General features: G+C 64.4%; 16 protein-coding genes. 6 read left to right on the plus strand and 10 right to left on the minus strand.

The annotated features are described in order from the left end of the window. Positions 1 to 391: 391 nt before the first annotated feature. From edd to zwf, 3 genes are all read right to left on the minus strand, one after another. On the minus strand, positions 392 to 2206 hold the full coding sequence (gene edd, locus AB843_RS24320) for a phosphogluconate dehydratase (protein ID WP_048649515.1): 1815 nt from the start codon (positions 2204 to 2206) through the stop codon (positions 392 to 394). A gap of 116 nt (positions 2207 to 2322) precedes the next feature. Then, the gene (gene pgl, locus AB843_RS24325) at positions 2323 to 3033 is read right to left on the minus strand and encodes a 6-phosphogluconolactonase (protein ID WP_087587182.1); all 711 of its coding nucleotides are present in this window, start codon (positions 3031 to 3033) and stop codon (positions 2323 to 2325) included. 2 nt (positions 3034 to 3035) lie between these two features. Continuing rightward, positions 3036 to 4508: a glucose-6-phosphate dehydrogenase gene (gene zwf / locus AB843_RS24330; RefSeq protein WP_048649516.1), complete on the minus strand. Its 1473-nt coding sequence runs from the start codon at positions 4506 to 4508 to the stop codon at positions 3036 to 3038. Positions 4509 to 4745: 237 nt separating this feature from the next. On the opposite strand from zwf, the gene AB843_RS24335 reads away from it, so the two are divergent. From AB843_RS24335 to AB843_RS24345, 3 genes are all read left to right on the plus strand, one after another. Next, the gene (locus AB843_RS24335; RefSeq protein WP_048649517.1) at positions 4746 to 6221 is read left to right on the plus strand and encodes an aldehyde dehydrogenase family protein; all 1476 of its coding nucleotides are present in this window, start codon (positions 4746 to 4748) and stop codon (positions 6219 to 6221) included. A 14-nt stretch (positions 6222 to 6235) separates the two neighbouring features. Further along, positions 6236 to 6985, plus strand: coding sequence for an SDR family oxidoreductase (locus AB843_RS24340; RefSeq protein WP_048649518.1), 750 nt, complete (start codon positions 6236 to 6238; stop codon positions 6983 to 6985). A gap of 129 nt (positions 6986 to 7114) precedes the next feature. Beyond that, complete coding sequence (locus AB843_RS24345; RefSeq protein ID WP_048649519.1) at positions 7115 to 8884, plus strand: SLC13 family permease; 1770 nt, start codon at positions 7115 to 7117, stop codon at positions 8882 to 8884. Here the strand turns inward: AB843_RS24345 and AB843_RS24350 are convergent. Beyond that, on the minus strand, positions 8881 to 9780 hold the full coding sequence (locus tag AB843_RS24350; RefSeq protein ID WP_048649520.1) for a LysR family transcriptional regulator: 900 nt from the start codon (positions 9778 to 9780) through the stop codon (positions 8881 to 8883). The two genes, AB843_RS24345 and AB843_RS24350, sit on opposite strands and share 4 nt — an antisense overlap. Positions 9781 to 9896: 116 nt before the next feature. On the opposite strand from AB843_RS24350, the gene AB843_RS24355 reads away from it, so the two are divergent. Together AB843_RS24355 and AB843_RS24360 are read left to right on the plus strand one after the other, a co-directional pair. After that, entirely contained in the window at positions 9897 to 10505 is a 609-nt protein-coding gene (locus AB843_RS24355) for a carboxymuconolactone decarboxylase family protein (protein ID WP_157384604.1), read from the plus strand. Continuing rightward, on the plus strand, positions 10505 to 11389 hold the full coding sequence (locus AB843_RS24360) for an NAD(P)-dependent oxidoreductase (protein WP_048649522.1): 885 nt from the start codon (positions 10505 to 10507) through the stop codon (positions 11387 to 11389). Before AB843_RS24355 ends, AB843_RS24360 begins: the two co-directional genes overlap by 1 nt. Before the next feature lie 51 nt (positions 11390 to 11440). Here AB843_RS24360 and AB843_RS24365 read toward each other — a convergent pair whose 3' ends face one another. The 5 genes from AB843_RS24365 to aceA form a co-directional block, all read right to left on the minus strand. After that, positions 11441 to 12730 carry an NAD(P)/FAD-dependent oxidoreductase gene (locus AB843_RS24365; protein ID WP_048649523.1) on the minus strand — a complete coding sequence of 430 codons (1290 nt, stop codon included), beginning with the start codon at positions 12728 to 12730 and terminating at the stop codon, positions 11441 to 11443. 79 nt (positions 12731 to 12809) lie between these two features. Continuing rightward, positions 12810 to 14243, minus strand: a complete 1434-nt coding sequence (locus AB843_RS24370) for a glutamine synthetase family protein (protein ID WP_048649524.1) — start codon at positions 14241 to 14243, stop codon at positions 12810 to 12812. Between the two features lie 66 nt (positions 14244 to 14309). Then, positions 14310 to 14768, minus strand: a complete 459-nt coding sequence (locus AB843_RS24375) for a hypothetical protein (RefSeq protein WP_053086189.1) — start codon at positions 14766 to 14768, stop codon at positions 14310 to 14312. A 287-nt stretch (positions 14769 to 15055) separates the two neighbouring features. Further along, on the minus strand, positions 15056 to 15301 hold the full coding sequence (locus AB843_RS24380; RefSeq protein ID WP_048649525.1) for an SMc00767 family acetate metabolism repressor: 246 nt from the start codon (positions 15299 to 15301) through the stop codon (positions 15056 to 15058). A 31-nt stretch (positions 15302 to 15332) separates the two neighbouring features. Continuing rightward, entirely contained in the window at positions 15333 to 16622 is a 1290-nt protein-coding gene (aceA, locus tag AB843_RS24385) for an isocitrate lyase (protein ID WP_048649526.1), read from the minus strand. 478 nt (positions 16623 to 17100) lie between these two features. Here aceA and AB843_RS24390 point away from each other — a divergent pair, with 478 nt between their 5' ends. Then, positions 17101 to 18546: a helix-turn-helix domain-containing protein gene (locus tag AB843_RS24390; RefSeq protein ID WP_048649527.1), complete on the plus strand. Its 1446-nt coding sequence runs from the start codon at positions 17101 to 17103 to the stop codon at positions 18544 to 18546. Between the two features lie 35 nt (positions 18547 to 18581). Here AB843_RS24390 and AB843_RS24395 read toward each other — a convergent pair. Further along, the coding region (locus AB843_RS24395) for an ATP-binding protein (protein WP_206412966.1) at positions 18582 to 19587 on the minus strand (1006 nt) is incomplete at its 5' end.

Here is a 19587-nt window from a genome sequence, read left to right on the forward strand (position 1 = left end):
GGTGTCATTGCGGCCGACACCGGCCGCTGTGTAAGGGGTTTCCACGCCCCGGGACCGGCTTTCGCCGATCTTGCGGCGACCATACTTGGGAACAAATGGTTTTGGAAGCGGAACAAGCCTGGAGAGGCTGGGTGAAATGGGCCACCTTATGGTGCGAACACGCAGCCTACTTCTGCAGTTGTTGTTTTGCTCTAAGATTGCAGTTGCGATTTACCACGGCGTCCCTTCGCGCCCCCCTCTGCCCTGCCGGGCATCTCCCCCTCAGGTGGGGAGATTGGCTGTCATGGCCGATTTCACCAATCTTCGACCTCGAAAAATCAGGCGAAACGTCGACGAAGAGATAATCTCCCCCCTTGAGGGGGAGATGCCCGGNTAAATCGCAACTGTAGAACTAAAACACCGCCGCGCCCTGGTCCGCCCGGCCGGCCAGTGCCCGGAAGCCGGCGAACAGCTCGCGTCCCATGCCGTACTGGTTTCCGGAAAGGTCCGCCTCGGCGCTGTCGCGCGCCGCCAGCTCCGCATCGTCCACCAGCGCCTCCAGCGTGCCCTTCTCCGCATCGAGCCGCATGAGATCGCCTTCGCGCAGCTTGCCGATCATGCCGCCGTCGAGCGCCTCGGGCGTCACGTGGATCGCCGCCGGCACCTTGCCGGAGGCACCGGACATGCGCCCGTCGGTGACCAGCGCGATCCGGTAGCCGCGATCCTGCAGGACACCGAGCGCCGGGGTCAGCTTGTGCAGCTCCGGCATGCCGTTGGCCTTGGGCCCCTGGAAGCGGATGACGGCGATGAAATCGCGCTCGAGCCGGCCGGCCTTGAAGGCGGCCTGCATCTCCTCCTGCGAATGGAAGATCAAAGCGGGAGCCTCGATCACTCGGTGCTCCGGTTTGACCGCCGAGACCTTGATGATCGACCTGCCCAGATTGCCGGAAAGAACCTTCAGGCCGCCCGACGTCTGGAAAGGCTTGGCGGCGGTGGCCAACACCTTTGCGTCGCCGCTGGCGGCGGGTGCCGGCAGGCGTGCCACCGTGCCGTCGTCGGCAAGCTTGGCCTCGATCGCATAGGGGCGCAGGCCCTCGCCCCAGACGGTGCGCACATCCTCGTGCAGATATCCATCGTCGAGCAGTTCGCGGATCAGGAAGCCCATGCCGCCGGCGGCGTGGAAATGGTTCACGTCCGCCAGCCCGTTCGGATAGACGCGGGCGATCAGCGGCACATGCTCGGAGATTTCGGCGATGTCGTTCCAGGTCAATTGGATGCCGGCCGCCGCCGCCATGGTGATCAGGTGCATGGTGTGGTTGGTCGAACCACCGGTGGCGTTGAGGCCGACCACGCCGTTGACGATGGAGCGTTCGTCGATCATCCGGCCGGCCGGTGTATAATCGTTGCCGAGCGCGGTGATGGCCAGCGCCCGCTTGGCGGCCTCTTTCGTCAAGGCGTCGCGCAGCGGCGTGTTGGGGTTGATGAAGGAGGAGCCCGGCGTGTGCAGGCCCATGATCTCCATCAGCATCTGGTTGGAATTGGCTGTGCCGTAGAAGGTGCAGGTGCCCGGCCCATGATAGGATTTCGATTCGGCCTCGAGCAGCGCCGCGCGGTCCACCTTGCCCTCGGCGTAGAGCTGGCGGATGCGCGCCTTTTCGTCATTCGGCAGGCCGGAGGTCATCGGGCCGGCAGGAATGAAGATCGCCGGCAGATGGCCGAAGGTCAGCGCGGCGGTGACGAGGCCCGGCACAATCTTGTCGCACACGCCGAGATAGACGGCGGCGTCGAACATGTTGTGCGACAGGCCGATCGCCGCCGACATGGCGATCACGTCGCGCGAAAACAGTGACAATTCCATGCCGGGCTGGCCCTGGGTGACGCCGTCGCACATGGCCGGCACGCCGCCCGCCACCTGCGCCACGCCGCCGGCTTCGCGCGCCGCCTCCTTGATCAGGTTCGGAAACGGCTCGAAGGGCTGATGCGCCGACAGCATGTCGTTGTAGGCGGTGATGATGCCGATGTTCGCCACCCGGTCGCCGGCAAGGGCCGCCTTGTCGGTCGGGCCGCAGGCGGCAAAGCCGTGCGCCAGGTTTCCGCACGACAGGACGGAGCGGTGGACGGCTTGTCCGGCAGCCTCGTCGAGGCGGCCGAGATAGGTCTCGCGGCTGGCGCGCGAGCGCTCGCGGATACGGGCTGTGACGGCTTCGATTTCAGGTCTTGCGGTCATGGCATGGCGTCCTGTCTATAGCATTTTGCAGTCAGGTGGCATCACCTGGCGTCCGCACAAATGCGGAAAACAATGAGATGGAGCGGAGCAACGTTTCCACGAAACGATGAACCGGTCTAGCGGTGCGAGGGAGCCCAATAGATATGGGCCGGGTTGTGCGCCGCCATCAGCACGGCGCGAATGGGCGAGGCCGGTCCGGGCGGCATGGTCAGCGCTGCTTCCAGCGTCTCTTTCTTGTCTCTCCCCTCGATGTGCAGCGCCAGCAGGCGCGCCGCGGCAAGGCGCTGCATGGACAAGGTCAGGCGCGGCTCGCCTGCGCTGCGCGCATGCACGGGCAGGACGGCCGGACCGTCCGTCGCCTGCAGAAGGGTCTCGATGCCGGCCGCGTCGGGAAAAAACGAGGCGGTGTGCAGGTCGGCCCCCATGCCCAGCACCGCCACGTCGAGCGGCCAGGCGAGGCGGGCAAGGGCGGCGCTTGCGTCCTTCGCTGCTGCCTCGGCATTCTCGGCCGTGCTGTAGAGACCGATGAAATCGGCCCGCGCCGCCTCGTTCTGCAAAAGGTGACGGGCGACGAGGCGCGCGTTGGAGCGCGGCGAATCGTTCGGTACGAAGCGCTCGTCGACCAGCGTGACGGTCACCTTGTCCCAGGCAATGTCGCGGCAGGAAAGCCGATCGAAGAAGAGCGCCGGCGTGCGGCCGCCGGAAACGGCGATGGTGGCGCGCCCGTTGGCTTCCACGGCCGCCTGCAATTGTCCCGCCACCGCTTCGGCAAGGGCTTCGGCGAGATCGGAAGGCGAGGCGAATTCATGCCAGGCGGGATCGGTCATCGTCAGATGCTCTCGTGCCAGGTGCGCCCGTCGCGCTCGATCAGGGCGATCGAGGCCGAGGGTCCCCACGTGCCCGCCGTGTAACCTTGCACCGGCTGCCGGCCCTCTTCCCAGGCCGCCAGGATAGGGTCGATCCAGCGCCATGCGGCTTCCACCTCGTCCCGCCGCATGAACAGCGTCTGGTTGCCACGGATGACGTCCATGATCAGCCGCTCATAGGCGTCCGGATTGCGCACGTCGAAGGATTCGGCGAAGCTCATGTCGAGCGGCACATGGCGCAGCCGCATGCCGCCGGGGCCGGGATCCTTGATCATGATCCACTGCTTGACGCCCTCGTCGGGCTGCAGGCGGATGACGAGCTGGTTGGCGAACACCTTGCCGGCGCCTTCGCCGAAGATCGAATGCGGGATCGGCTTGAACTCGATGACGATTTCCGAGACGCGCTCGGCCAGCCGCTTGCCGGTGCGCAGGTACAACGGCACGCCGGCCCAGCGCCAGTTCTCGATCTCCGCCTTGATGGCGACGAAGGTTTCCGTGTCGCTGGCGCCGCTGTCGAGCTCCTGCGCGTAGCCCTTGACCGCACCGCCATTCGAGGCGCCGGCGCGATATTGCCCGCGCACGGTGATCTTCTCCGCGTGGGCCGCGTCGACCGGTTTCAGCGCCCGCAACACCTTCAGCTTTTCGTCGCGCACCGTGTCGGCGTCCATCGAGGCCGGCGCCTCCATGGCGACCAGGCAGAGGAGCTGCAGCATGTGGTTCTGCACCATGTCGCGCAGCGCGCCGGCCTTGTCGTAATAGCCGGCGCGGCCTTCCAGCCCGACGGATTCGGCCACCGTGATCTGCACATGGTCGATATGCGCCGAGTTCCACAACGGCTCGTACAGCGCGTTGGCGAAGCGCAGCGCCATCAGGTTCTGCACCGTTTCCTTGCCCAGATAGTGGTCGATGCGGAAGACGTTCTGCTCGGCGAACACCCGGCCGATGGCGTCGTTCAATTCCTTCGCCGAGGAGAGCGAACGGCCTATCGGCTTCTCGACGATCACCCGCGCCGTGTCGTTCGACAGGTCGTGCTTGGCGATCTGCTCGACGATGTCGTCGAACAGGCCCGGCGCGACGGCCATGTAGAAGGCGCGCACGCTGTCGCTGTCGCCGATCTCCGTTTTCAGGTCGGCGAAGCCGTCACCGGATTTGGCGTCGGCCGGCACATAGGACAGGCGGGCCAGGAAATGGTCCAGCTCGTCCGGTTCGATGTCGCCCTTGGCAACATGTTCGCGGATCGCCTTTTCGGCGAAGGTGCGGAACTCCTCTCCGGAAAGTTTCGTCCGTGATGAGCCGATGATGCGCGTCGGGCCACTGAACTGACCGGCGCGCTGGCGCTGGTAGAGCGCCGGCAGCAGCTTGCGCTCGGAGAGGTCTCCCGTGGCGCCGAACACCACAAGATCAAAGGGCTCGACCGGAATTGTCTGGCTGGTCATCGTCGCTCCGCTTGCCTCGAATGCTGTCTGCCGATCCTATAGTCTAATCGATTTAAGAAAGCCAGATGGGAATGCTTCCGAATGATGGAGGCGGCGGCTGCGCCATGCCGCAAAGGCGGCTGCGCCAATGCCGCATCGGCATTTGTGCCTTGACAGGGCGATGCATGGAGGGTTTCCCATGGCTCTATCCGAGAGCATAAGCTCGCACGCACAGAATACAAACCGGAGCGGCAGGGAATGGGCACCCATTTTTCGCGCAGCGTGGCCGAGGGCCGCGCTTTCATGCAGTTCATTGACGGGCGCTCGGTCGATTCGCTTTCGGGCGAGCGCATTGACGTGGCATCGCCGTCGGACGGCAAGGTTTTTGCCTCGATCCCCTCGGCGAACGCCGCCGATGTGGATCTGGCGGTGAAGGCCGCGCGGCGCGCTTTCGACGAGGGACCGTGGAGCCGCATGCCGGCTGTCGAGCGCGGCCGCTGCCTGACGCGCCTGTTCCAACTGGTCGAGAAGAATGGCGAGGAACTCGCCGCGCTGGAATCGCGCGACACCGGCAAGCCGATCCGCCAGGGCAAGGCGGATGTCACCGCCACCATGCGCTATTACGAGTTCTACGGCGGGGCGGCCGACAAGATTCACGGCGACACGATCCCGTTCCTCGACGGCTACACGGCGCTGACGCTGCGCGAGCCGCATGGCGTCGTTGTCGGCATCACGCCGTGGAACTATCCGCTGCAGATTCTGGCGCGCGTCGTCGGCGCCGCGCTCGCCATGGGCAACACGCTGGTCATCAAGCCGGCCGAGGACGCCTCGCTGACGACGCTGCGCATCGCCGAACTGGCGCTGGAGGCGGGCGTTCCCGCAGGCGTGTTCAACGTCGTCACCGGCTATGGCCGCACGGCGGGCGCCGCGCTTTCGGCGCATCCGCTGGTCGACTACGTCACCTTCACCGGCTCGCCGATGACCGGCACGGCGATCCAGCAGGCCGCCGCCGTCAACAATCGCGGCGTGACGATGGAGCTTGGCGGCAAGTCACCGCAGATCGTCTTCGCCGACGCCGATATCGAGGCGGCACTGCCCGTCCTCGTCAATGCGATCATCCAGAATGGCGGGCAGACCTGCTCGGCGGGCAGCCGCGTCCTGATCGAGAAGCCGGCCTATGAACAGGTGGCGGCCGGATTGGCCGAACGTTTCTCGAAGCTGGTCGCCGGCCCGCATGACGCCGATCTCGACATCGGCCCGTTGATCAACCGGGCGCAGCGCGACCGCGTCGCCGGCTTTGTCCAGGCGGCTGAGGAGGCGGGCATCCCGCTTCTGGCGCGAGGCAGCGTGCATGCCGATGCGCCTGAGGGCGGCTATTATCATCCGCCGGTCTTGTTCGGCGCTGTCGATCCCAATGCGGCGCTGGCGCAGGACGAGGTGTTCGGCCCGGTCCTGGCGCTTCTGCCCTTCACCGACGAGGCCGATGCAATTCGCCTCGCCAACGGCACGGAATTCGGCCTGGTGGCCGGCGTGTGGACGCGCGACGGCGCCCGCCAGCACCGCGTCGCCAAGCGCGTGCGCGCCGGCCAGGTCTTCGTCAATGGCTATGGCGCCGGCGGCGGCATAGAATTGCCATTTGGCGGGTTCAAGAAATCCGGCCATGGACGCGAGAAGGGCTTTGAAGCCCTGTTCGACATGTCCGCCACGAAAACCATCGTATTCAATCACGGCTAACAGGAAATTCAAGAATGGCTCGACTTGAAGGCAAGGTCGCCGTCATCACCGGCGCGGCGTCCGGTTTTGGCGCGGGAATGGCGAAGCGCTTCGCCGAGGAAGGCGCGAAAATCATCGTCGCCGATCTGAACGCGAAGGGGGCTGCGCGCATCGCCGCCGAAATCGGCGAGGCCGCCTTGCCGGTGACCGCCGATGTCTCGATGAAGGCCGATGTCGATGCCATGGTCGAAGCGGCGATGCAGGCGCATGGCCGCCTCGACATCATGGTCAACAATGCCGGTTACACGCACCGCAATGGCGACATGCTGGAGGTCGATGAGGAAACCTTCGATCTCATCACGGCGGTCAACATGAAGGCGATCTATCACGCCGCGCTCGCCGTCGTGCCGATCATGGAAAAGCAGGGCGGCGGCTCGATCATCACCACCGCCTCGACGGCCGGGCTGAGGCCGCGCCCGGGTCTCACCTGGTACAATGCCTCGAAGGGCTGGGCGATCACGGCGACCAAATCCATGGCCGTCGAGCTCGCGCCGAAGAACATTCGCGTCAATTGCCTGTGCCCGGTGGCCGGCGAGACCGGCATGCTCGGCCAGTTCATGGGCGAAGACACGCCGGAAAAGCGCGCCCAGTTCCGCGCCTCGATCCCGCTCGGCCGCCTGTCGACGCCGCTCGACATCGCCAATGCGGCGCTCTGGCTCGCCTCCAGCGAAGCGGAGTTCATCACCGGCGTGGCGCTGGAAGTGGATGGCGGACGCTGCATCTGACCGCCCTTACCGATCCTGCTTCGAAACAATTCCGGAGCCGAAGGAACCCGGCGGCTCTCCCGGAATTGCCCAATTTAGACAGACGGCTCAACGCGAGAGCCGGCGGGTTCAAGAGAGGGACACGACCGCATGACCTATGAGCAGATTTTCCTTTTTTGTCTTCTCGGGGTTGTGTTCGCGTTTCTGGTCTGGGGTCGAATCCGCTATGATCTTGTCGCTTTCGCCGCCCTGATCATCGCCGTGGTCGCCGGCGTGGTCGAAGCGCATGACGCCTTCATCGGCTTTGGCCACGAGGCCGTGGTCATCATCGCCCTGGTGCTGATCGTCTCACGCGCCATGATGAATGCCGGCGCGGTGGAACTGATCGCCCGCTTCGTTCTGTCATCGGGACGCTCGCTGTCGACGCATATCGGCTTCATGTCGGTCATCGGCGCCGGGCTCTCCGCCGTCATCAACAACGTCGCCGCACTGGTCATGCTGATGACGCTGGACATCGAGGCGGCGCGGAAGGCCAAGCGGCCGGTCTCCCGCTCGCTGATGCCACTCTCCTTCGCCACCATCCTCGGCGGCATGATCACGTTGATCGGCACGCCGCCCAACATCGTCATCGCCGAGTTTCGCGACCGGGCGCTGGGCGAGCCTTTCTCGATGTTCGACTTTTCCCCGGTCGGCCTGGTTTGCGCGGCGGTGGGCATTGTCTTCGTCGCCTTCTTAGGCTGGCGCCTTATTCCCGACACGGGCCAGGCGGCCCTTGGCGAAGGCGAGGACGCTGGCCTGTTCGTCGCCGAAACGGGTGTGAAGGACAAGTCGAAAGCCATCGGCAAGCCGGTCAATGAACTCTATCCGCTGGCCGACGAGCACGACGTCACCATTCTCGGCCTGGTGCGGCGCGGCAAGCGCCTGCCGGGCTTTGCCGCGAGCGAGGAGGTGCGCAAGAGCGATCATCTGATCCTCGAGGGCGATCCGAAATCGATCGAGGCCTTCATCGGCGCGGCCGGGCTCGATGCGCCGGGGACTGCGGACCATGGCGGCATCCGCGGCCAGTCGCTGCTTCTGGTCGAGGCGATCGTGCCGGACGGCGCACGGATGGTCGGCCGCACGGCGCTCGACCTCCGGCTGCTCTACCGGCGCGGCGTGACGTTGCTCGGCGTCTCGCGCCAGGGCAGGCGGTTCCGCGAGCGGGTGCGCAAATTGGCCATCAAGCCCGGCGACGTGGTGCTGCTTCTGGGGCCGGAAAGCCGTGTGATGGATGCGGCCGACTGGCTGGGCATCCTGCCGATCGCCGAGAAGAGCCACACCGTGATCCAGCGCGGCAAGGCGCTGTTCGCCGTCGGGGTTTTCGCCGCCGCCGTGACAACCTCCGTCATGGGCCTCGTGCCGCTTGCCGTGGCGCTCGCCGGGGCTGTCGCCCTATACGCGCTGTTCAACGTGGTCAGCGCCCGCGAGGTCTATGAATCGGTCGAGTGGCCGGTCATCGTGCTCCTGGCGTCGCTCATTCCGCTCGGCCTGGCGCTGGAGGAAACCGGCGGCACCAAGCTGATCGCCGACCAGATCCTGTCGCTGACCGACGCTCTGCCCGCCTGGGCGATCCTGACGATCCTGATGATCGTCACCATGACGCTGTCGGACTTCCTGAACAATGTGGCGACGGCGCTGATCGCCGCCCCGGTGGGATTGTCCATCGCGCAAGGGCTGGAGGTCTCTCCCGACCCGTTCCTGATGGCCGTTGCCGTCGCCGCCTCCTGCGCCTTCCTGACGCCCATCGGCCACAAGAACAACACCATCATCATGGGTCCCGGCGGCTATCGCTTCGGCGATTACTGGCGCATGGGACTGCCGCTCGAAATCCTCATCATCGCCGTGTCCGTGCCGGCGATCCTGTTCTTCTGGCCCCTTTAAGCGTCCTTGAAGGACTGCTGCAGAAAATCGATCATGACCCGCACCTTGCGCGGCAGGAAAGAGCGGCTCGGATAGATCAGGAAAGCGGCGGTCTCGAAGGTGGTCGCCGTCGCTTCATGCTCGGGAAAGAGCCGCATCAGGCGACCCGCCGCAATGTCGCCGTCGACAAGCCAGTCGGGCAGGAGGGCCGGTCCCAGGCCGGAAAGCGCGGCGTCGCGCACGCTGCCGGCCGGAGAGAGCGTGATGTCGCCGCGGATCGGCACCTCCACGACATCGCCATGCCCGTCGCGAAACCGCCAGCGCGAGCGATAGGCCCGCAGATTGAAAAGCAGGCAGGAATGCGCCGACAGGTCCTCGAGCTTTGCCAGCGATGGCGCGCGTTCCAGATAGTCCGGCGCCGCCACCACGCGGTAGTGCGTATCGACCAGCTTGACGGCGATCAGGTCGCCGCCGATGGCCGGTGCCAGCCGCACGGCCAGGTCGATGCGTTCGGCAACGAGATCCAGATTGCTGTCGGTGAAGATGCATTCGAGCGACAGGTCGGGATAGCGCCGCCGGAAAGCCGGCAGCAGCGGGACGATCCGCGTTTGTCCGAAAGTCACCGAGGCGGTCAGGCGCAGCGTGCCCTTCGGTTGCACGCGGGCATCGGCTGCTTCGGCGACCGCGCGTTCCAGCTCTTCGGTCAGCGGCGCTATGCGGGCGAGGAACGCTTCGCCCGCCTCGCTCAGCGTCACGCGCCGGGTGGTTCTGAGAAAGAGCCGCGCGCCGACTTCGCGCTCGAGCGAGGCGATCCCCCGCGAAACCAGGGAGGGATCCATCGCGCGGGTTCGCGCCACGGCTGCAAACGAGCCGACTGCGGCAACGTCGGCAAAGAGCTTAAGCAGATTGAGGTCCATTAACGCACTTTATGCATTAGTCTTGTGCGATGCAAAGCCTGTGTCGGCAAATTGATCCGGAATAGTCTCTCGCTATGCCTCAGGGCAAATTCCCACCAATCGCGAAGGACAGGGTCATGCTCACATTCGCCCCTCACACATTGGAATCGGCGCCGGCAGGCGCACGCGGCACCTTGAAGACGGTGGTCGAAGCCTGGAGTTTCGTGCCGAAGCTGCATGGCATTCTCGCCGAATCCCCGGTCGCGCTGGATGCCTATGAAGCCTTGTTCTCTCTGGCCGGGCGCGCGCCCTTGCCGCTCGACGAACGGCAATTGGTGTTTCTCGCCGTGAGCGCCTTTCACGGCTGCGAGTACTGCGTTGCTGGGCACACCTACCTCGCCAGGCAGGCGGGGCTGGACGAGGCGGTTATCCGAGCGGTGCGTGAAGGCGTGCAGATCGCCGACCGGCGGCTCCAGAACTTGCGCGACTTCACCGAAACGGTCGTGCGCAAGCGCGGGCAGGCAGGCGATGCGCGCGTCGAAGATTTCCTGGCGGCAGGTTTCACCAGGGCAAACCTGCTCGAACTGGTGATGATCATCGCCACCAAGACGCTGTCCAACTATGTGAACCATCTGACCCACACGCCGAAGGAAGACTTCATGAGCGATCCCGCGTTGAACTGGGTCGCGCCTGTCGCCGAGGCCGTGGACCCGATTCATGCCGGCGGCAATGGCAAGGCGCCGTGATGGAAAAGATCGGCTTTCTCGGCCTGGGCGCGATGGGTGGGCGGATGGTCGAGCGGCTTCTGGACGCCGGCCACAGACCGAGCGTCTGGAACCGCACGCCTGAACGGGCCGCCCCGCTTTCGGCGCGTGGCGCGCGGGTTGCCGCTACGCCGGGCGAGGCGGTTGCCGGAGCCTCTATCGTCTTCGCCATGCTGCGCGACGATGCGGCGTCACGGGTGGTGTGGACGGATGAGAAACAGGGCGCGCTGGCAGCCATGGAGAAGGGTGCGTTCGCCGTCGAGTGTTCGACCTTGAGCCTGCCATGGACACGGGAGCTGGCGGCGACGGCAGGGGCCCGGGGCATCGATTTCATCGACGCTCCCGTCGTCGGGTCGCGACCGCAGGCCGAAGCCGGCGCGCTCCGCTTTCTCGTCGGCGGGTCAAGCGCAAGCTTCGAAACCGTCAGGCCGCTGCTGGCGGCGATGGGCGGCGCCTTGCACCGCGCCGGCGAACAGGGCGCTGGCTGCGCCTTGAAACTGATGGTCAACGGGCTTTTTGCCTCTCAACTCGCGGTCATGGCCGAGTTGATCGGCTTCGCGCAGAAGGCAGGCTTGGATGCAAACCAACTGATATCGATCATCGGTGAAACGCCGGTCTGCAGCCCGGCCACGCTTGCCGGCGCGAACGCGATGCTCGCGGGCCAATGGGCGCCGCAATTTCCGATCGATCTGGTCCACAAGGATTTCGGCCTGCTGTGTCGCTCCGCGGAGGCGGCGGCCGCGCCTGTGCCTTCCGCCGAGGCGATGCGGGCCATCTACGCCGCGGCGATCGCCGAGGGCTTCTCCGACGACAACATCACGGCGATCGCGCGACGCTATATGGAAGACAGCGCTGAAGCTGGTTGAATGAGCGCACGGCGCTTTGCGTGAGCCGATTCCGGTTTTTGTGCCGACAGGTTAGATCCGGTCGCGCAGCGCATACCAGTTGAGCGCCAGGAACATCAGCGCCGGGCGCAGGAGCCGGCCGCCGGGGAAGGGCGGTATCTTCAACTCCTCGAACAGCTTCAGCCGGTCGCGATTGCCGTTCACGGTTTCCGCATAGAGCTTGCCGATGAAATTCGCCAGCATCACCCCATGGCCGGAATAGCCGGCGGCGGCGATGACATTGGGCATCACCTCACGCACGAAAGGTTTTCTCGGCATCGTGATGCCGACATAGCCGCCCCAGGCATGGGTGATTTCGACATCCTTCAATGAGGGATAAAGCTCGACGATCTGCCGGCGGATATGCGTCTCGATCGCCTGGTCCTCGCCGGGCGCATAGATTTCACGCCCGCCGAACAGCAATCGCCCATCTGGCGATTTGCGGAAATAGCGCACGACGAAGCGGGAATCATCGACTGCCTCGCCGCCCGGCAAGACCGGGCTGTCTTCGCCCAGCGGCTGGGTGGCGCCGATGAACGAGCCGATCGGCATGACATGTGCGGCGCTTGTCGGTTCCAGCCCGCCGCCATAGGCATTCGTGGCGACCAGGCATTTTTGTGCGGTGATCGTGCCACGCGCGGTGGCGATGCGCACCCGGCCACCCTGCGATGCGATGCCTGTCGCCCTGGTATTCTCGAACAGAAGCGCGCCGGCCTCGCCGGCGACGCGCGCCGTGCCCATGACCAGCTTCAGCGGGTGGATGTGACCGGTGCCCGTATCGCGCACGCCGCCGAAATAGCGGTCGGAGCCGAGCCGTTGCGCGGTCTCGTCAGCGTCCATGAAGCTGAGATGCGGATAGGCGAACCGCTCGCGCATGATCCCGGCATGACGGCGGTAATCGTCGAGATAGCGCTTCTTGTGCACCACCGACATCTGGCCCGGCCGGTAGTCGATCTCGATGCCGTTGATGGCGGCGAAATCGATGAGGTGCGCCTTCGCTTCCTCGGCAAGATCGAACAGCGCCTTGGCGCGGGTGAAGCCGAGTTCTTCCTCCAGTTCCTCGGCCCAGGCCCGCTGACCGGTGCCGAGCTGGCCGCCATTGCGCCCGGAAGCGCCGTCGCCGAAGCGATGCGCCTCGATCACTGCAACGTTGACGCCGGTCCTGGCCAGATGCGCCGCCGCCGAAAGCCCGGTGAAGCCGCCGCCGACAATGGCCACATCTACGGTGAGATCGCCATCCAGCGGCGCGTATTCGGCTCGCGGGCCGACGGTCGCTTCATACCAGGACAGACCGGGAGAGATAGGAGATTGGTGGATGGACATCAGGATTTCTCTGCTGCTTTCCGGCGAGGAAGCTGAGAGATACCGTTGCAACGGCACATCACGCGCATTCCCCTACCATTCACACGTTCAAAAGCAGATATTCCCTCTCCCACGGGCTGATGACCTGCATGAAGGTCTCGAACTCGGCGCGCTTGATCGCTGCGAAGGTGGAGATGAAGGGCGCGCCGAGGATCCGCGTCAAAGCCTCGTCGCTCTCGAACAGGGCGACGGCCTCCAGCAGGCCGCGCGGCAGTTCGATCTCGTCCTGATTGACCGCCGTGCCGGCCGGTGCGTCGGGCTTTCTCTTCTCCAGAATTCCGATCAGCCCGCAGGCCAGCGAAGCGGCGAGCGCCAGATAGGGATTGGCGTCTGACGAGGGGATACGGTTTTCGACACGCCGCGAGGCCGGGTCGGAACGCGGCACGCGGAAGGCCGTCGTCCGGTTGTCGTAGCCCCAGCGCGTGTTGACCGGCACGGACGTGCCCTGGGTCAGCCGGCGGTAGGAGTTCACATAGGGCGCCAGCATGATCAGCGCGCTTGGAATGTGCCGCTGCAGCCCGCCGATGAAATGGCGGAACACATCGGTTTCCTCGCCCTGCGCGTCGGAAAAGACGTTGTCGCCCTTCTTCAGCGACACGACGGACTGGTGAATGTGCATGGCCGAGCCCGGCTGGCCCTGGATCGGCTTGGCCATGAAGGTGGCGTAGGTGTCGTGGTTGAGCGCCGCCTCGCGGATCGTCCGCTTGAACATGAACACCTGGTCGGCCAGTTCCACCGGGTCGCCATGGCGCAGATTGATTTCGAGCTGGCCGGCGCCTTCCTCGTGGATCAGCGTGTCGATCTCCAGGCCCTGGGCCTCGGAGTAATGGTAGATGTCGTCAATCAGCTCGTCGAACTCGTTGACGCCGGCGATGGAATAGCCCTGGCCGCCACCAATGGGCCGGCCCGACCGGCCGACCGGTGGGGTCAGTGGATAGTCAGGATCGGGGTTCTTGTGCACCAGGTAGAACTCGATTTCCGGCGCGACGATGGGTTTCAGCCCATGCCTGGCGTATTCATCGACGACATGCTTGAGCAGGTTGCGCGGGCTGAACGCGACCGCGCGGCCATCCTGATGCACCAGGTCGCAGATCACCTGCGCCGTCGGGTCGCTCTCCCACGGAACGGACGTCAGCGTCGACAGGTCCGGCAGCAGTTTCAAATCGCCGTCGTCCTCCGGATAAACGAAGCCGTTGCCGCTTTCGGGATACTCGCCCGAGATCGTTGTCATGAAGACGGCGGAGGGAAGCGCCAGCGATGTGTTGGAGGTGAATTTCTTCGACGGCATCATCTTGCCGCGCGCCACGCCCGCCTGGTCGGGCGTGATGCATTCGATGTCCTCGATGCCGCGCCATTCGAGCCAGGACGTCGCCTGCTTCCAGTCCTTCACGCCGCGCAGATTCTTGAGAAACGCCGGCGCGCGCACCACGTTGCCGCGACCGGCGGGACGGGTCAGCTTCTTCCTGTCGGGCATCAATCACCAGGGATTGTTTCGGATGCCGGAGTATAGACGGGCCACGCGAAGGAAGGAAAGGCCCAGCTATGCCTTGGCGCCGGCGATCAACCGTTCGATAACGGGCTGCAGCGTTTCGGGGGTCACCGGACGAACCACGGTTGCGTCGAACAGCATGGCCGGCAGGCTGCCGGCCTCGAAGGTGGAGATGATGGCGATGACCAGCGGCAATCGGCGCGGAGAGGCGCTGCGCTGCTCGCTCAGCCAATCGATCAATGCGCCATTGGTGCAGGTGTTGGCATCGACATCGACGATCACCATGCCCGGGCTCTTGTCGCGCGCTGGCGCGGTCAATGCGCGGGTGGCCTCGCCTGGCTCCATCGCACTGGCTTTCAGGCAGGCGCGCTGGGCGATGCGCGACAGGACGATGCGGTTGATCGGCGACGCCGCGACGACAAGAACCTGGGACAGGTCGGCGCTGCACTCTTCCGGCATGGAACCGTATTCCACGACTATTGTTCCACCGGAAGCAGGAATGTTCGTCATCGCTAAGCCGCCCGAAATTAAGAGGATCAGATTTCAATGCCCGGTTGAGTAATCTGACCTCATACTCTTAATGGACGACTAAAAGTCAAGTTACAAAAGAGTCAGAAACAGCGGAATAGCGGGGATTCCGGGAGGGAATTCTGCGCAATCGCGTTTTGCACTCGTTTCAATTGAATTTGCATAGTCTTTTATTGATTTTTTCTGTCCCGAAGTGTGACGTTCCCGCAATAATGAAACGCCCGCGCGGTCCACCGCGCGGGCGTTCGGCTGGAGGCCGTGCTGTTGGTTCAGGAACTGGCGAGCCTGTTCGTGACGATGACCGGCACCAGAAGGTCGCCCCAATTGCCGGCGCCGCCATGGTGGCGCGCCGAGCGCACGAGCTCGACCGAGACACCCGAATCGACCGCTTTCATCACCGACTGATTGAGGCGGTGGAGATCATTGGCCACCATGCGGATGATCGCCTGCTGGTCGACGCTCATGGCGCTCGACTGTTCTTCTGCGCGCTCCTTGACGCGGGTCTTCGGTGTCATATCCGTTCTCCTTTCCGGGCGTGTGCCCTGCTTATTCCGCCGCCGGGCGGAACTGGTCGTGCTCGGTGGATTCGCTCATCGCGGTGGTCGAGGACTGGCCGCCGGTGATCGCCATCGACACGGCGTCGAAATAGCCGGTGCCGACCTCGCGCTGGTGCTTGGTGGCGGTGTAGCCGTTCGCTTCGGCGGCGAACTCGGCCTCCTGCAACTCCGAATAGGCCGCCATCTGCCGGTCCTTGTAGCCGCGCGCCAATTCGAACATGCCGTAATTGAGCTGGTGGAAGCCGGCCAGCGTGATGAACTGGAACTTGTAGCCCATGGCGCCCAGCTCGCGCTGGAACCTGGCGATGGTCGCGTCGTCCAGATTCTTCTTCCAGTTGAACGAGGGCGAGCAATTATAGGCGAGCAGCTTGCCCGGATGATGCTTGTGGACGCCCTCGGCGAAGCGGCGCGCCTGGTCGAGATCGGGCTTCGACGTCTCGCACCAGATGAGATCGGCATGCGGCGCGTAGGCGACGGCGCGGGCAATGCACGGCTCGAGCCCGTTCTTCACCTGGTAGAAGCCCTCGACCGTGCGCCCGGCATCGTAATCGACGAACGGCCGGTCGCGCTCGTCGATGTCGGAGGTGAGCAGCTTGGCCGCTTCCGCGTCCGTCCGGCAGATGACCAGCGACGGCACGCCCATCACATCGGCGGCAAGCCGCGCGGCGTTCAAATTGCGGATATGCGCCGCGGTCGGGATCAGCACCTTGCCGCCCAGATGGCCGCACTTCTTTTCCGACGCCAGCTGATCCTCGAAATGGACGCCGGCCGCCCCCGCCTCGATATAGGCCTTCATCAATTCGAAGGCGTTGAGCGGGCCGCCGAAACCGGCCTCCGCATCGGCGACGATCGGCGCGAACCATGTGTCGACCGACAGACCCTTGCCTTCCGCCGTCTCGATCTGGTCGGCGCGCTGCAGGGTGCGGTTGATGCGTTTTGCCAGTTCGGGGCCGGCATTGGCCGGATAAAGCGACTGGTCGGGATACATGGCCGAGGCCGTGTTGGCATCCGCCGCCACCTGCCAGCCGGACAGATAGATGGCCTTCAGCCCGGCGCGCACCTGCTGCATCGCCTGGTTGCCCGAAAGCGCGCCGAGCGCGTTGACGAAATCCTCCTCATGGATGAGCTTCCACAGGCGGTTGGCGCCTTCCTCGGCCAGCGTGTGGCGGATGGCGACCGAGCCGCGCAGCCTCTCGACGTCGGCGGGGCTGTAGGGACGCTCGATGCCGTCGAAGCGACCTTCTGCTGCGCTGGGAACGAGGTTGTAAAAATCCGTCATTGTGACCTCCGTGCGGAAACTGGTGTTGTTCTGGGGCGGGAGCGCGAGGTGAATATGCGCCCCTTTCTCGTTACAAGGTTTACATTGCGCCGCAGCGAAATCGCAGGGAATTCAGCGATTACGGGGAAAAAATCATGTCAGGATGTCTGGATCTTGACATAGAAAATCTGTAAATCAGTAAAGAATGTAAAAGCGCATGGGCTGGATTTTTGCCGGTCGTTTTGTAAAGATGTGTAAAGCGGCGTTGGGTGCGCGCGGCGTGGAAGCGTTCAGGCATGGATCCTCGGGTCAAGCCCGAGGATGACGAACGGGGAGAGGTTGCGGTCAATCTTCGAAGCCGGCGATTGAGACAGATACACTTCACCTTCGTCATCCTCGGGCTTGACCCGAGGATCCATGCCGGAGCGTCGAAAGCGCATCGAACGCGCACATCCGATCTCCAAGGCTGTTGACCGATAGATGGCGTGAGGGTCCGATTGTGGCCAATCAGAAGATTTTCGCCGGCGCGCGCATCAGGCGGGTGCGCAACGCCAAGGGGCTGACCCAGACGGCGATGGCCGAGGGGCTGGGCATCTCGCCCTCCTACCTGAACCTGATCGAGCGCAACCAGCGCCCGCTGACCGTGCCGCTGATCCTAAAACTCGCCTCGGTCTACAAGGTCGATCCGGACGAATTGCAGGGCGAGGCGGGGCTTTCGCTGGCAGCGCTGCGCGAGGTGTTTGCCGACCCGCTGCTTGCCGGCGAACTGCCGGGCGAGCAGGAGCTGGTCGATGTGGCGGAGGCGGCGCCCAATGCGGCGGCAGCCCTGGTCAAGCTCTACCGCGCCTATCGCGAGCAGGCCGACCGCATGTCGGACCTTTCGGAGATGCTGGCGCGCGAGGGCCGCGCGACGGCCATCTCGGCCGCCCGCCTGCCGATCGACGAGGTGCGCGAGACCTTCGAGCGCCGCGCCAATCATTTCGCGGTAATAGAGGAGGAGGCGGACGCCTTCCACAAGCTGCTGGAGCCGGGCGACGAGCTGGCCGGCGCCATCAAGGCGTGGCTGAAGCGCGAGCACGGCATCGTCGTGCGCGTCCTGCCGGTCTCGGCCATGCCCAATTGGCGCCGCCGCTACGACCGGCATTCGCAGCGCCTGTTCATCTCCGAGCGCCTGTCGCCCGCCGACCAGCTGCGCGAGATCGCCATGGAGGCGTGCCTGCTGCGCATGGCGGTGGCGGTGGCCGGCGAGATCGAGGCGCTGAAACTTTCCGGCAACGAGGCGCGGCGGCTGGCCCGCTTCGAGCTTGGCCGCTATGCGGCGCACGCGCTGATGATGCCCTATCAGCCGTTCCTGTCGGCGGCCGAGCGGGCGCGCTACGACATCGACGTGTTGAAATCGCGCTTCGGCGTCTCCTTCGAGCAGGCGGCCAACCGGCTGACGACGCTCGGCCGCGCGGGTGCGGCGGGCGTGCCCTTCTTCATGCTCGAGGTGGACAATGCGGGCAACCGCTTTCGCAAGGCCGGCACGCAGGGCTTTCCGCAAAGCCGCTTCGGCGGCGGCTGTCCAAAGCTCGCCGTGCATGCCGCCTTCGCCCAGCCGGGGCAGATCCTGGTCGAGGCCGTTGAGATGCCCGACGGCGCCGAGTTCCTCACCGTCGCCCGCACGCTGGAAGGGCCGCAGGGGGCGTTTGCCGAGCGCCCGCGTCGCACGGCGCTGCTCATCGGCTGCGACCTCGGCTTCCGCGACAGCGTCGTCTATGGCGCGGCCCTCCCCGGCGCGCCGGGCAAGGCGGGCGCCGCGCCGACCCATGCGCTGACCCCCGTCGGCCCCGCCTGCCGCCTGTGCGAACGCGCCGGCTGTCTCGCGCGGGCTGAGCCGCCGGTGACGCGGCCATTGGGGCTGGACGAGATGGTGACGGGGTTGTCGGCGTTTGATTTTCAGTGAGTGTTCGGATACTCGATCAGAGCTTTGACAGAGAATTATCCCCTTGAAGCAAGTTTGGCTGTTTGCTTGAGGTAGTAAAAGCGGTGTCTACTACGCGGTTTTCCAGGTGAGCGCGCTATAACGCCTTTAATTTCCAAGCCATCAAGAGCGATCTTCGTATCACGCCAGTCTTTGCCGATTACCAATCCTGCGTCGGTTACGTTCACCCGAACGCGCTCCGCGAGATAGTTGACTATCATTTTTTCGCTTTCGGTAAGCGAGTCATACACTTCCGGGTTGATTGCCGCTGCCGCCTCGGAGCGAACAAATAACTTTCGGTGCTGCACATCATTTTCGAGCGTTACAGTTACCCTGAACGTGCCAATCTGCTTTTGCACAAACTTTGGGTCCGGCAAACTCGCCTCCCGCATGCTCTCGCGCATGCGGCGTGTCCCTTCAAACGCGCACTGTACGAAGTCGAAGTAATAGAGTCCCCACATAAGATTCGGGTTACGGGGATTGTGTGCGTCATAGACCGTGTTCTCTGTGGTCGGCGGCATAAATGAGCCCGGAGACTCCACAACAATCTTGTCCTCAAACATCTTCACGAAGATGTTCATCTGCCGAAGATTATAGGAGCGGTGGACGACGGCGTTCACAACCGCCTCAAGCCAAACCTCTTTTGGGTACTCTGGGTTGGTTGCGAAGCGACCGTCCTTGCCGAGCCTAGTGAAGTTTCTGATCTGCGTTTCGATAAACAACTCGGCATCAACCAATTGCTTCGGCAGAGGGCCTTCAAACATGCGATCGGATACCGAATTGAGGTTTCGGCCAAAGCGCTCCTCGACACCATCATACCGAAGCACCCGAATATATGCGCCCGGAATGACCACTCGCGGGTCTTTGGCAAATAGCAGGACACAAGCAAGATTCGGTTCAAACCCAGACTTGCCTTGCTTGCCAAATTTGCTCAGCGCGAGCACATCTTCAATGGTGTATCGCGGCGCAAGTTGCCGTTTGGCGATATATTGGTTCTGACCTGCTCCCCTGAGATGTTCCCGA

The organism is Nitratireductor soli, from assembly GCF_001050155.1.
Lineage (GTDB): Bacteria > Pseudomonadota > Alphaproteobacteria > Rhizobiales > Rhizobiaceae > Nitratireductor > Nitratireductor soli.

Bases quoted from the DNA above. Each gene is read 5' to 3' on its own strand.
- zwf (WP_048649516.1), bottom strand. From the start codon at position 4,508: ATGACCAGCCAGACAATTCCGGTCGAGCCCTTTGATCTTGTGGTGTTC.
- AB843_RS24340 (WP_048649518.1), top strand. From the start codon at position 6,236: ATGGCTCGACTTGAAGGCAAGGTCGCCGTCATCACCGGCGCGGCGTCC.
- pgl (WP_087587182.1), bottom strand. From the start codon at position 3,033: ATGACCGATCCCGCCTGGCATGAATTCGCCTCGCCTTCCGATCTCGCC.
- AB843_RS24360 (WP_048649522.1), top strand. From the start codon at position 10,505: ATGGAAAAGATCGGCTTTCTCGGCCTGGGCGCGATGGGTGGGCGGATG.
- aceA (WP_048649526.1), bottom strand. From the start codon at position 16,622: ATGACGGATTTTTACAACCTCGTTCCCAGCGCAGCAGAAGGTCGCTTC.
- AB843_RS24355 (WP_157384604.1), top strand. From the start codon at position 9,897: ATGCTCACATTCGCCCCTCACACATTGGAATCGGCGCCGGCAGGCGCA.
- AB843_RS24375 (WP_053086189.1), bottom strand. From the start codon at position 14,768: ATGACGAACATTCCTGCTTCCGGTGGAACAATAGTCGTGGAATACGGT.
- AB843_RS24345 (WP_048649519.1), top strand. From the start codon at position 7,115: ATGACCTATGAGCAGATTTTCCTTTTTTGTCTTCTCGGGGTTGTGTTC.
- AB843_RS24370 (WP_048649524.1), bottom strand. From the start codon at position 14,243: ATGCCCGACAGGAAGAAGCTGACCCGTCCCGCCGGTCGCGGCAACGTG.
- AB843_RS24335 (WP_048649517.1), top strand. From the start codon at position 4,746: ATGGGCACCCATTTTTCGCGCAGCGTGGCCGAGGGCCGCGCTTTCATG.
- AB843_RS24350 (WP_048649520.1), bottom strand. From the start codon at position 9,780: ATGGACCTCAATCTGCTTAAGCTCTTTGCCGACGTTGCCGCAGTCGGC.
- edd (WP_048649515.1), bottom strand. From the start codon at position 2,206: ATGACCGCAAGACCTGAAATCGAAGCCGTCACAGCCCGTATCCGCGAG.
- AB843_RS24380 (WP_048649525.1), bottom strand. From the start codon at position 15,301: ATGACACCGAAGACCCGCGTCAAGGAGCGCGCAGAAGAACAGTCGAGC.
- AB843_RS24365 (WP_048649523.1), bottom strand. From the start codon at position 12,730: ATGTCCATCCACCAATCTCCTATCTCTCCCGGTCTGTCCTGGTATGAA.